General features: G+C 70.6%; 13 protein-coding genes. 7 read left to right on the top strand and 6 right to left on the bottom strand.

Going from position 1 to position 12,240, the window contains the following annotated elements; genetic code table 11:
* Nucleotides 1-307 precede the first annotated feature (307 nt).
* The 4 genes from pstS to pstB all read left to right on the top strand — a co-directional run bounded on the left by pstS (nt 308) and on the right by pstB (nt 4,468).
* Nucleotides 308-1,468: a phosphate ABC transporter substrate-binding protein PstS gene (pstS, locus tag OG702_RS15995; protein ID WP_327289561.1), complete on the top strand. Its 1,161-nt coding sequence runs from the start codon at nt 308-310 to the stop codon at nt 1,466-1,468.
* 108 nt (nt 1,469-1,576) lie between these two features.
* The gene (pstC, locus tag OG702_RS16000; RefSeq protein WP_327289562.1) at nt 1,577-2,563 is read left to right on the top strand and encodes a phosphate ABC transporter permease subunit PstC; all 987 of its coding nucleotides are present in this window, start codon (nt 1,577-1,579) and stop codon (nt 2,561-2,563) included.
* Complete coding sequence (gene pstA / locus OG702_RS16005; protein ID WP_327289563.1) at nt 2,560-3,639, top strand: phosphate ABC transporter permease PstA; 1,080 nt, start codon at nt 2,560-2,562, stop codon at nt 3,637-3,639. The genes pstC and pstA overlap by 4 nt, the downstream gene beginning before the upstream one ends.
* Nucleotides 3,640-3,691: 52 nt before the next feature.
* Nucleotides 3,692-4,468, top strand: coding sequence for a phosphate ABC transporter ATP-binding protein PstB (gene pstB / locus OG702_RS16010; RefSeq protein WP_327289564.1), 777 nt, complete (start codon nt 3,692-3,694; stop codon nt 4,466-4,468).
* A 105-nt stretch (nt 4,469-4,573) separates the two neighbouring features.
* On the opposite strand, the gene OG702_RS16015 is transcribed toward pstB, so the two are convergent.
* Entirely contained in the window at nt 4,574-5,569 is a 996-nt protein-coding gene (locus OG702_RS16015; protein ID WP_327289565.1) for an inorganic phosphate transporter, read from the bottom strand.
* Between the two features lie 5 nt (nt 5,570-5,574).
* Nucleotides 5,575-6,195 (bottom strand): DUF47 domain-containing protein, encoded by a 621-nt coding sequence (locus OG702_RS16020; protein WP_327289566.1) that lies wholly within the window; start codon nt 6,193-6,195, stop codon nt 5,575-5,577.
* A gap of 190 nt (nt 6,196-6,385) precedes the next feature.
* Here OG702_RS16020 and OG702_RS16025 point away from each other — a divergent pair, with 190 nt between their 5' ends.
* Entirely contained in the window at nt 6,386-6,754 is a 369-nt protein-coding gene (locus OG702_RS16025) for a metal-sensitive transcriptional regulator (RefSeq protein WP_442814437.1), read from the top strand.
* Between the two features lie 93 nt (nt 6,755-6,847).
* Here the strand turns inward: OG702_RS16025 and OG702_RS16030 are convergent, their stop codons facing one another.
* Nucleotides 6,848-7,021: a hypothetical protein gene (locus OG702_RS16030; RefSeq protein ID WP_327289568.1), complete on the bottom strand. Its 174-nt coding sequence runs from the start codon at nt 7,019-7,021 to the stop codon at nt 6,848-6,850.
* Between the two features lie 112 nt (nt 7,022-7,133).
* Nucleotides 7,134-8,021, bottom strand: coding sequence for a hypothetical protein (locus tag OG702_RS16035; protein ID WP_327289569.1), 888 nt, complete (start codon nt 8,019-8,021; stop codon nt 7,134-7,136).
* A 96-nt stretch (nt 8,022-8,117) separates the two neighbouring features.
* Between OG702_RS16035 and OG702_RS16040 the strand changes: the two genes are divergently transcribed.
* Nucleotides 8,118-8,285, top strand: a complete 168-nt coding sequence (locus tag OG702_RS16040; RefSeq protein ID WP_327293489.1) for a hypothetical protein — start codon at nt 8,118-8,120, stop codon at nt 8,283-8,285.
* Between the two features lie 81 nt (nt 8,286-8,366).
* Nucleotides 8,367-9,956, top strand: a complete 1,590-nt coding sequence (locus OG702_RS16045) for an FAD-binding oxidoreductase (RefSeq protein WP_327289570.1) — start codon at nt 8,367-8,369, stop codon at nt 9,954-9,956.
* A gap of 49 nt (nt 9,957-10,005) precedes the next feature.
* On the opposite strand, the gene OG702_RS16050 is transcribed toward OG702_RS16045, so the two are convergent.
* Complete coding sequence (locus OG702_RS16050; protein WP_327289571.1) at nt 10,006-10,704, bottom strand: phosphatase PAP2 family protein; 699 nt, start codon at nt 10,702-10,704, stop codon at nt 10,006-10,008.
* 289 nt (nt 10,705-10,993) lie between these two features.
* The gene (locus tag OG702_RS16055) at nt 10,994-11,998 is read right to left on the bottom strand and encodes a C40 family peptidase (RefSeq protein WP_327289572.1); all 1,005 of its coding nucleotides are present in this window, start codon (nt 11,996-11,998) and stop codon (nt 10,994-10,996) included.
* Nucleotides 11,999-12,240: the final 242 nt, after the last annotated feature.

Consider the following 12,240-nt stretch of genomic DNA (forward strand, 5'->3'; position numbering starts at 1 on the left):
CCCCAGCGCAGAGGGCACCCCTGCAGGGGCGCCCCCCACCGCAGAGGGCACCCCTGCAGGGGCGCGGGGAATGGCGGAGGAGGAGCGGGGCTGCGGGTCGGCGCAGGCGGAACGTACGTACCTCCCGCCCCCCTGGAAGGGATGGCACCGGGCTGACGGGTGAGGTTCACCCGGCGTTCACCCGTCCCCGTTGGTCGCTTCACCTGATCTGCCTAATTTCGGCCTTACCGGTGTGCACCAGCCGCCGGAGGACGTAGTGACAATGCTTCGCCGTCGACCGGCGGGCTCTCGGAAGGAACACACGAAGGTGAAGCTTCAGCGTAAGAGCGGGCTGCGGGCCCTGACCGTCGGCGCGGTCGCGATTACCGGTGCGCTCGTCCTGTCGGCCTGCGGTTCGGACGACAACAGCGACAGCAGCAGCACACCGAGCAACTCGGCCAGCGGTTCGAGCAGCGCGTCGAGCGGCACCAGCGCCTCGGGCATCTCCTGCGCGACCGGCAAGATCCTGTCCTCGGGTTCGACCGCCCAGCAGAACGCGGTCGAGTCCTGGGTCAAGGACTACCAGCAGGCGTGCAGCGGCTCGACGATCAACTACAAGCCGTCCTCCTCCGGCGAGGGAATCATCGACTTCAACAACGGCACGGACGCCTTCGCCGGCTCCGACTCGCCGCTGAAGCCCGAAGAGGTCGACAAGTCCAAGAGCGTCTGCACCGGCGGCCAGGGCATCAACATCCCCATGGTCGGCGGCCCGATCGCCATCGGTTACAACCTGCCCGGCGTGAACAACCTGGTGCTGAACGGCTCCACCCTGGCGAAGATCTTCAACGGCAAGATCACCAACTGGAACGACAACGCGATCAAGACGCTCAACCCGGGTGTCAACCTGCCGAGCACCAAGATCCAGTCGGTCCACCGCCAGGACGACTCCGGCACCACCGACAACCTGACCAAGTACTTCAAGGGCTCCGCGCCGGCCGACTGGCCGTACGAGCACGCCAAGGCGTGGGCCGCCAAGGGCGGCCAGGCCGCTCCGAAGTCCGCGGGCGTCGCCGCGCTGGTCAAGCAGACCGAGGGCTCGATCGGCTACTTCGAGCTGTCCTACGCGACCGCCAGCAGCATCCCCACGGTCAAGATCAACACCGGTGCCGCCGCCCCGGTCGAGGCCACCACCGACAACGCCTCCGCGGGCATCGCCCAGGCGAAGGTCGTCGGCACCGGCTCCGACCTGGCGCTCGACCTCGGCGCCGCGTACACCACCAAGGCGGACAACGCCTACCCGATCGTCCTGGTGACGTACGAGATCGCCTGCGACAAGGGCAACAAGGCCGACACCCTGCCGCTGACCAAGTCCTTCCTGACCTACGTCGCCAGCGAGGCCGGCCAGGCCAAGCTCGCCGCCGCCGGCTACGCGCCGCTGCCGACCGAGATCGCCACGAAGGTCCGCTCCACCGTCTCCGCCCTTTCCTGATCCACGCGCGGCGGGTCCCGCGGCCGACGGCCGCGGGACCCTGCCGCGTATCCGGTGCACCGCCGCCGGGGGAGTGAGCTCCCCCACCCAGACCGGAGAAGACGACCTATGACAACCACCGCTCCACCCCCCACCAGGCCCGAGGCGCATCGGGCCGCCAAGGCCGTGTCCCGCCCCGGCGACCGGGTGTTCGCCGGCCTCGCCCGCGGATCCGGCATCCTGCTGCTTGTGGTGATGGCCGCCATCGCGGTCTTCCTCACCGTGCGCGCGGTCAGCGCGATCTCCAAGGACCACGCCAACTTCCTGACCACCTTCGAGTGGACGCCCAGCCTGAACCCGCCGGCCTTCGGCATCGCGGTGCTGGCCTACGGCACCGTGGTCAGCTCGATCATCGCGATGGCCATCGCGGTGCCGATCGCGATCGGCATCGCCCTTTTCATCACCCACTACGCACCGCGCCGCCTGGGCGGCCCGATCGCCTACGTGATCGACCTGCTCGCCGCGGTGCCCAGCATCGTCTACGGCCTGTGGGGCGCCCTCTTCCTGGTGCCGCACCTCAAGGGCGTCAACCTCTGGCTGGACGACTACCTGGGCTGGACGTACATCTTCCACAAGGAAGACCCCAACTCCGCGGCCCGCTCGCTGTTCACCGTGGGCATCCTGCTGGCGATCATGATCCTGCCGATCATCACCAACGTCAGCCGCGAAGTGATCAACCAGGTGCCGAAGATGCACGAGGAGGCGGCGCTCGCGCTCGGCGCGACCCGCTGGGAGGTCATCCGCCTGTCGGTGCTGCCCTTCGCCCGCTCCGGCATCATCAGCGCCTCCATGCTGGGCCTGGGCCGCGCGCTCGGCGAGACCATGGCGGTGGCCACCGTGCTGTCCGCGTCGCCGACGCTGTCCGGGCACATCCTGGACCCGGTCGGCGGCACCTTCTCGCAGAACATCGTCGCCAAATTCGGCGAGGCCGACGACTTCGGCCGGGACGCGCTGATCGCCTCCGGCCTGGTGCTGTTCCTGATCACCCTGCTGGTCAACGGTGCCGCGCGGATCATCATCCAGCGGCGGAAGGAATACTCGGGGGCCAACGCATGAGCGACACGGTCATGGACGCCAAGCGGACGTCCGGCACGCCCTCCTCCCCGCGGCTCGCCTCCCGCCACCTGCCGCGCTGGAGCCCGCTGGCCATCGCCGCGGGCGCCATCGTGATCGCCGTGGCGATCGGCGCCGGCGCCGGCCTGAGCAGCCACATCCAGTGGGGCCTGATCGCCCTGATCCTCTTCGTGGCCGGCTCCTACGCCATCACCGCCCGGGTCGAGGGCCGCAGGCAGGCCAAGGACCGGGTGGCCACCAGCCTGGTCTGGTCGAGCTTCATCCTGGCCGTCGTCCCGCTGTACTCGCTGGTCCAGACGACGATCAGCAAGGGCGTCGGGATCCTGGACGGCACCTTCCTCACCCACTCGATGAACAACGTCCTGACCCTCGGTCCCGGCGGCGGCGTCTACCACGCCATCATCGGCACCCTGGAGCAGGTCGGCATCGCCACCGTCATCGCCGCCCCGCTGGGCATGCTCACCGCGATCTACCTGGTGGAGTACGGCAGGGGCAGGCTCGCGAAGTTCGTGACCTTCTTCGTGGACGTCATGACCGGCATCCCCTCGATCGTGGCCGGCCTGTTCATCCTGTCGGTCTGGTTCGTGGTCATCGGCAAGGCCCCGGCGTCCGGCTTCGCCGGCTCGCTCGCGCTCGCCCTGCTGATGATGCCGGTCGTGGTGCGCTCCACCGAGGAGATGCTCAAGCTGGTGCCCAACGAGCTGCGCGAGGCCTCGCTGGCGCTGGGCATCCCGAAGTGGCGCACCATCGTCAAGGTGGTCCTGCCGACCGCCGTCGGCGGCATCAGCACCGGCATCATGCTGGCGATCGCGCGTATCGCGGGTGAGAGCGCCCCGATCGCCCTGCTGGTCTTCGGCGCGGCGACGATCAACACCAACCCCTTCGAGGGTCCGCAGTCGTCGCTGCCCTACTACATCTTCGAGCAGTACAACAACGGCAACCAGCCCAGCTACGACCGTGCGTGGGGGGCCGCCCTGGTCCTCATCGCGTTCGTGATGATCCTGAACCTCATCGCCCGGGTCATCTCCCGCTGGAAGGCGCCCAAGGCCGGTCGCTGACGCGGCCCCACCCAGAAGTCAGCAGACCGCCCGCAGAAGAGAAGTGATCCCCATGGCCAAACGCATCGACATCAGCGGCCTCTCCGCCTACTACAGCGCCTTCAAGGCGATCGACGACATCTCCATGACGATCGAGCCCGGCTCGGTGACGGCCTTCATCGGCCCGTCCGGCTGCGGCAAGTCCACCTTCCTGCGCACCCTGAACCGCATGCACGAGGTCACCCCCGGCGGCCGCGTCGAGGGCAAGGTGATGCTGGACGACGAGAACCTGTACGGGTCGGGCGTCGACCCGGTGAGCGTCCGCCGCACCGTGGGCATGGTCTTCCAGCGGCCGAACCCGTTCCCCACCATGTCGATCTACGACAACGTGGCGGCCGGCCTGAAGCTCAACGGCGTCCGCAAGAAGAACGAGCTCGAAGGCATCGTCGAGAAGTCGCTCAAGGGCGCCAACCTGTGGAACGAGGTCAAGGACCGGCTGAACAAGCCCGGTTCCGGCCTGTCCGGCGGCCAGCAGCAGCGGCTGTGCATCGCCCGCGCCATCGCGGTCGAGCCGCAGGTACTCCTGATGGACGAGCCGTGCTCGGCGCTCGACCCGATCTCCACCCTCGCCATCGAGGACCTGATCGGCGAGCTCAAGACCCGGTTCACCATCGTCATCGTCACGCACAACATGCAGCAGGCCGCCCGCGTCTCGGACCGCACGGCCTTCTTCAACCTCTCGGCCGTCGGCCAGCCCGGCAAGCTCATCGAGATCGACGACACCGAGCGGATCTTCTCCAACCCGTCCGTGCAGGCCACCGAGGACTACATTTCCGGCCGCTTCGGATAACCAGGACCGCCGTGCGGTGCTGCATGGCGGTGCCACCGCAGGGCGCAGGCCCCGCCCCCTTCCCGGGGGCGGGGCCTGATCCGTGCCGGGACGTTTCCGCGCGGGTCAGCCGAAGACCAGCTTGATGACGTAGTAGCCGGCGGCGGCCACCAGCGCCGCGGCCGGCATGGTGATGAACCAGCCCGCCACGATGTTCTTGGCCACCCCCCAGCGCACCGCCTTGACCCGGCGGGTGGCGCCGACGCCCATGATCGAGGACGTGATCACGTGGGTGGTGGAGACCGGCGCCTGGAAGATGTACGAGGTCGCGTAGAGGATCGACGCGGACGTCGTCTCGGCCGCGAAGCCCTGCGGCGGGTCCAGGTCGATGATCCGCCGTCCCAGGGTGCGCATGATCCGCCAGCCGCCGGCGTAGGTGCCGAGCGACATCATGGCCGCGCACACGAACTTGACCCAGATCGGGATGCCGTAGCCGTTGGCCGGGTCGTGGATGACCAGTGCGAGCACCACGACGCCCATGGTCTTCTGCGCGTCCTGCAGGCCGTGGCCGAGCGCCATGCCGGCCGCCGAGACGGTCTGCGCGATCCGGAAGCCGCGCTTGGCCTTGTGCGGGTTGGCGCGGCGGAAGAACCACAGGATGGCGACCATCACCAGGTAGCCCAGCACCAGCCCGACCGCCGGCGAGACGAACATCGGCACGATGACCTTGTCGACCACGCCCGACCAGTGCACGGTCGTGCCGCCGGCCAGCGCCGCGCCCACCAGGCCGCCGAACAGCGCGTGGCTGGAACTCGACGGCAGTCCGAAGTACCAGGTGACGAGATTCCAGACGATCGCGCCGCTCAGCGCCGCGAAGAGGATGCCCATGCCCGAGCGGCCCTCGGGCGTCGCGATCAAGCCCTTGCTCACGGTCTTGGCCACGCCGCTGCCGAGGAAGGCGCCGGCCAGGTTCATCACCGCGGCCATCGCGAGCGCCGCCTTAGGGGTCAGCGCCCGGGTCGAGACCGAGGTGGCGATGGCGTTCGCGGAGTCGTGGAAACCGTTGGTATAGGTGAAGAAGAGCGCCACCGCGATGGTGACGATCAGCACGAAGGTGTCCACGTGGGTCAGGACTCCTTGACCGCGATGGTCTCCACGGTGTTCGCCACGTGCTCGAAGGCGTCCGCGGCCTCCTCCAGCACATCGACGATCTGCTTGAGCTTGAGCACCTCTATCGCGTCGTACTTGCCGTTGAAGAGCTGGGCGAGCAGCTTGCGGTGGATCTGGTCGGCCTGGTTCTCCAGCCGGTTGACCTCGATCCAGTACTCGGTGAGGTTGGACATCGTCCGCAGGTTGGGCATCGCCTCCGCGGTCAGCTCCGCGGCCCTGGCGAGCACCTCGATCTGCTGCTCGACGCCCTTCGGCAGCTCCTCGACGTTGTAGAGGACGACCAGGTCGACGGCCTCCTCCATGAAGTCCATGATGTCGTCGAGCGAGCCGGCCAGGGTGTAGATGTCCTCCCGGTCGAAGGGCGTGATGAACGAGGAGTTCAGCTGGTGGAAGATCGCGTGGGTCGCGTCGTCTCCCGCGTGCTCCGCGGCCCGCATCCTCTCGGCGATCTCGATGCGGGTAGCCGAATCGGCTCCGAGCAGTTCCATGAGGAGCTTCGAACCGGTGACGATGTTGTCCGCTGAAGCGGCGAACATGTCGTAGAAGCTCGTCTCCCTGGGGGTCAGACGAAAGCGCACGTGGGTTCCTCGGGATACATCGGAGTCGGTCTCGCTGATGCTAGGGGCACCATCCGGCCACAGGTAACCGGCGTCATCCAGTGTCACCTATGGGACAGCCTCCCCCGGACGAGGGATGCGTCGCACGCGATATCGATTCGGTAAGATATACCCACCAGGGGTATAACGGACAGAGAGGTCGGGCGGCGGGATGTCGGACACGGCGGGGGCGGCGGAGACAGCGGTGACGGATTCAGCGGCGGGATCGGCGGCAGACGAGATTGTGTCGCCGCCGGGACCGCATGGCTATAGCCACGACAAAGAGTCGCACCTCAAACGGCTGCGCCGGATCGAGGGCCAGATCCGCGGGCTCCAGCGGATGGTCGAGCAGGACGTCTACTGCATCGACATCCTGACCCAGGTCTCCGCCAGCACGAAGGGGCTCCAGTCCTTCGCGCTGCAGCTCCTGGAGGAGCACCTGCGGCACTGCGTCGCGGCGGCCGCGGTCGGCGGCGGTCCTGAGATCGACGAGAAGGTCGCGGAGGCGACGGCGGCGATAGCGCGGCTGCTGCGGACGTAAGTCCCAAGCGGCGTCCGGGCCCTGGGCCGCCGGGCCCGGGGGCGCGGACCCCGGACCGCGGCGCGCGGGCGGCCGGGAGGCGTCGGAGGCGGCCTAGCGGCAGCAGCGGGCCGGCTTCCTGTCGACCTCAAGCACCTCGTCGATGCGCGCGAAGCTCAGCCGGTCCTCGTCGGCGGTGGACGCGGCGATGATCAGCTCTCCGCACAGCTCGATCTCGGCCAGGGCCACGGGGTCGTCCTGGACTGTAGCCCGGGGCGACGGCACCATGTCCGCACCACCTCCTCCGCCAAGCGTCCCGTCCAACGGCCGCCATCCAGCGTAGGGAACCCTCTTGCCCCGGCGCATGGCACGGAAGGACCATTTTCCGAGCCCCCCCGGCTCAGGGCGCAGAAACGATCTTGCCGGTCCAGATGTCGTCGCGCCGCGGTGTGGCGAGAACCACATCCGCCCCGAAGCCGTCGAAGTCCGTCGTGGACACCACGCCCACCCCGTTCCCCTGCCCGCCGAAGGTGAAGTGCTCGGTGAGCCGGCGCAGCCGCCCGTCCGCGTCGAGCCACGCCTCGAACGGCACCCGGGTCACGGCGAAGCCCCTGGCCGCGGCCGCGAGCGCCCCGGAGGCCGGCCCCACCAGCTGCGCGGCGCGCGCGATGTCGGCGACGCCCCGGAAGTGGCGTACGGCCGTGCCGCCCAGCACCCCGGGGCCGACCAGCACCACCTGACGGGCGCCGCGGAGCAGTTCGGCGGCCGCCAGCGGCTCGGTGGCGCCGCCGGTGACGAGGTTGCCGTCCGGCAGCGTCGTGGTGTCCACGCGGACCCACTTGCCCGCCGGCACCCCCTCGCCGCGGTCCTTCATGTAGAGCGCGCCCGGCGTCAGCAGCTCGGTGACCGGTTTGTGCTCCTCCGCACCGGCCGCGTCCCTGGGCAGCACCAGGGTCAGCTCGCCCTGCCGCCTGGCGAAGTCGAAGCGGCCGGTGCCGGTGACGGTGACCCAGGTGCCGCCGCTGGCCATCCGCATCGAGGTCTCCACCAGCGAGCTGCCACTGCGTACCAGGGTGTCGGCCGCGCCCCTCACCGCCGCCCCGGGGTCGCCGCCCGCGCCCTTGCCGCCGCCGCCCGCCTCGGCCGCCGCGGCGGACCCGCCCTCGGCGGCGGCACCGTGCTCGACGCAGCCCGCGACCAGCGCCACCGCGCAGCCCGCCGCGGCCACCGCCGTCGCCGTACGCCGGAGCCGCCGCCCCGCGGCCGTCGCCCCTACCGCCGTGGACATCGCCGCAACCATTACTGAACCATCCCTGTCCGCGCCTGGACCTCACCCGGGTAACGACGGTCGGAAGCGCGCCGTCACGCCCGTTACGGTGGTGAGGTGTGCAAGTTGCGTACCGGCCGGCAGCCGGCGGCCGGCGATCACCGGACGTCCGTGGAGGAACGCGGCTCGTTCGCCGGCGCCCGCTGCTCCTGCGGCTGGAAGGGCCCCGCCCGCCGGGCCCGCGACCGGGCCAGACGCGACGCGCAGGAGCACACCGCCGGCTGATCCGCGGCCCCCGCCCCCCGGGCGCAACCGACACCACTCCCGCCACGTCTTGGACTTGCAGAGTCCCCCAGGATTGCGGTGGTGAAGCGAGTGGATGAGTCGGCCTCCCGGCCCACGTCCCCGAGCCGGATACGGCGGCGCACGGCGCTCACGGCGGGCGGCGGCGCGCTCGCCGCGGCCTGGCTGACCGGCTGCGGCCCGGGCGGCGGTGACAGCGGCAACGGCAAGGCGGCCCCGCCGCGTACCACCACCGCCGCTGCCACCCGCACCCCGACGCCGGGCTTCTCGCCGGTCGCCGCGGACTGGCCCGCGCTCGGCTCCGCCCTGACCGGTCACCTGGTGCGCCCGCAGGACGCCGCCTACGCCACCGACCGGCGGCTGTACAACACCCGCTTCGACACCCTGCGGCCGGCCGCCATCGCCTACGTCTCCAGCGCCGACGACATCCGCCGCTGCCTGGACTTCGCCCACCGCACCGCGACCACGCCGGCCATCCGCAGCGGCGGCCACTCCTACGCCGGCTGGTCAAGCGGCAACGGAAAGCTCGTCATCGACGTCTCCCGGCTCGACGCGATCCACCTGGACGGCACCACCGCCACCGTCGGCGCCGGCGCCAAGCTGATCGACGTCTACGCCACGCTCGGCGCCCACGGCCGTACGATCCCGGCCGGCTCCTGCCCCTCGGTCGGCGTGTCCGGGCTCACGCTGGGCGGCGGGCACGGCGTGATGAGCCGGTCCATGGGCCTGACCTGCGACAACCTGATCGGCGCCACGCTGATCACCGCCGACGGCACCACCCATGAGGTCTCGGCCGACCACGAGCCCGACATCTTCTGGGCGCTGCGGGGCGCCGGCTGCGGGAACTTCGGCGTCGTCACCTCGCTGCGCTTCGCCACCCATCCGGTGCCCGAGGTCGTCACCGGCTACCTCACCTGGTCGTGGAACCGGGCCGCCGACGTGATCAGCGCCTGGCAGAGCTGGGGACCCGACCAGCCGGACCACATCTGGTCCGCGCTGCACCTGGACTGCGCCCCCGGCGGCTCGCCGACGGTCTCCGTACCCATGCTGTCCACCGGCTCGCGCGCCGACCTGTCCGCCGCAGCCGACCGGCTCGCGTCCGCCGCCGGCGCCGCCGCCTCAGTCTCCTTCCACCCGCACAGCTACCTGGACGCGACCTTCTCCTACGCGGGCTGCGCGGGGCTGTCCGCGGCCCAGTGCCACCTGGCGCCCTCGGGCCGGCTGAAGCGCGAGACCTACACCGCCCGCTCCGACTTCTACGACACCGACCTGCCGGCGGCCGGCGTCAGCGCGCTGCTCTCGCAGGTCCAGCGGCTGGCCAACGCCTCCGGCGGCGGCGCCGGCAGCATCGCCCTGACCGCGCTCGGCGGCGCCGTCAACCGGGTCTCCCCCACCGCGACCGCCTTCAGCCACCGCGGCTCGCGCTTCCTGGCCCAATACCTGGCCTCCGACGCGCTGTCCACGACCTCGTGGCTGGACACCACCCACAGCGCGATGCGCCGCTACGCCTCGGGCGGCGCCTACCAGAACTACACCGACCCCGCCCTCACCGACTGGCGCACCGCCTACTACGGGCAGAACGCCGACCGGCTCACCGCGATCAAGCGCACCCTCGACCCGCAGCGGCTCTTCGACTTCCCGCAGGCCCTGTGACGGTCCAACGCCGCCGGTGAACGGCCGGATGGCGCCCTTGACAGCGCCGCTACGCCGCCAGGTCCTTGTCGGCCGCGCTGTGCCAGCGGTGCGGTGAGGGGGTGCGCGGCGGGCGGCGGGACGGCGCGGCGGGCCGCGCGACGACCAGGAAGGACGCCCGGGTGCGGGACAGCGCCGTGGTCAGCGCGGTCAGCAGCGCCAGGGCCGGCGGGGCCAGCAGCAGCACGGTCGCGGCGCCGAGCGCGAAGCCGCCGATGACGTCGGTCGGGTAGTGCGCGCCCAGATAGACCTGGGCGAAGCCCTCCGCCAGAGCGAGGGCTATGGCGACCGCGCCCGCCTTGCGGCTGACCATGAACAGGCCGACCGCGACGGCGGCGGTCAGTGCGACATGGTCGCTGACGAAGGACGTGGTGTGGTGCCCGCGCACCAGCACGTCCAGGCCGTCGTGGTCGGCGTACGGCCGGGGTCGCTGCACCAGCGCCCGTACGGCGATGTTCAGCAGCAGCGCGGCGCCGGCGGCCAGGCCGGCCCACAGCACCCCGGCGACCGCGGCGGGCGCGTCTGCGGACCGTCTGGCCACTCGCCACCAGCACCATCCGGCCAGCAGCGCGGTCAGCGCGATCAGGCCGTACGCGGCGGCGTGCTCGACGGCCCGGTCGACGCCGCGCGGCGCCTGCCTGGCGAGATCGTTGATGGAGCGGAGCAGGGTGATGTCGGGGTTCGCGCTGTCGTTAGCAACCTCTGCCATGGCGGTGGTGCCCCTTACCACTAGCAACTGACCGTGCCTCAGCGGCTCGGCACGTACGCAACCCCCGTCGCTTGCGTACCAACCCATTGTCGCCCGTACAACGGTCGCCACGGTACGTAGCGTTCCGGTCTTCGCCAGAAGATCACCATGCTGTTATCCAAGGGTGACCCGTCGAAACGCCTGGATGGCCAACCGTGGGCCAGGGCATGACGCCCCGCTGTCGGGACAGTGTCCTGACGCCCCCTCGGCCGCGGGCTGCCGGGCCCGCAGGCCTCGCGGACCCTCGGGCTCAGGCAGCGGCCGCCGGCAGTGCGGCCGCGCCCGCCTGGGTGACCCGGGTCGCACCGATGTAGTCCGGGCTGTCGATCCGGTCGAAGCGGATCTCCGCGCCGGTGTGCGGGGCGTCGATCATGTAGCCGCCGCCGACGTAGATCCCGACGTGGTGGATGGAGCGCGGGTCGTTGAGGTTGTTGGCGAAGAAGACCAGGTCGCCGGGCAGCAGCTCGTTCCTGCCCGGGTGCGCGCCGGCGTTCCACTGGTCGTTGGCGACCCGCGGCAGGGTGATGCCGACCGACGCGTACGCCGCCTGCGTCAGCCCCGAGCAGTCGAACCGCCCGCCCTGCGCCGCCGTCCCCTCGCCGCCCCACAGATAGGGGGTGCCGATCCGCTGCTGCGCGAAGTAGATCGCACCGGCCGCCTGCTGAGAGGGCGCCACCGAACCCACCGGCGCCGCGAAGCTCTTCGCCAGGGTGCGGATGGTCCGCACGTAGTTCTGCGTCTCCCGGTAGGGCGGCACCCCGCCGTACCGGATCACGGCGTACGCCCCCGCGTTGTACGCCGCCAGCATGTTGTCGGTGTTGTCACCGGGGACGTTCTTCACATACGACGCCAGGTCGCAGTCGTAGGCCGCCGCCGACGGGATCGCGTCCTCGGGATCCCAGACGTCCGCCTTGCCGTCGCCGTTGCCGTCGATCCCGTGCGTGGCCCAGGTGCCCGGGATGAACTGGGCGATGCCCTGCGCCTCAGCGCCGCTCTGCGCGCGCGGATCCCAGCCGCTCTCCTGGTAGAGCTGGGCGGCCAACAGCGCCGGATTCAGCGAGGGGCACCGATTGCCCCACTTCTGCACGATCGGCTGGTAGATGTCCGGCACCGCACCCTTGGCCAGCCGCACCGCCCCGCCGGACCCGCCTGCCAGGCCGGCCGCGGCCGAATAGGTGCCCACCACCAGCAGGGCCACGAAGGAGAAGAACAGCCCGCCACCGAAGATGACGGCCAGCCAGACCTTACGTCCCATCAGTGCCGCCTCCCCTTCCGCCCCTTGCCGGCCACGCCGTCCGCCGCGCCGTCTGCCGCGCCGTGTTCACCTTGCAGGAACACACGTTCCCATCGTTGCCCTGCGGTTATGCTCGTGATACACAGAGTAGTCATCCATGTCCCATCGAACACCGGTCCGCCCACCAGTCTGACGGCTCAGGGCCGGATCACACGGACGATCCGCCGAGAAAGTCGTCCAGCGGCGCGCAACAGCGGAAACGT

It is taken from the genome of Streptomyces sp. NBC_01198 (assembly GCF_036010485.1).
Taxonomy (GTDB): domain Bacteria; phylum Actinomycetota; class Actinomycetes; order Streptomycetales; family Streptomycetaceae; genus Actinacidiphila.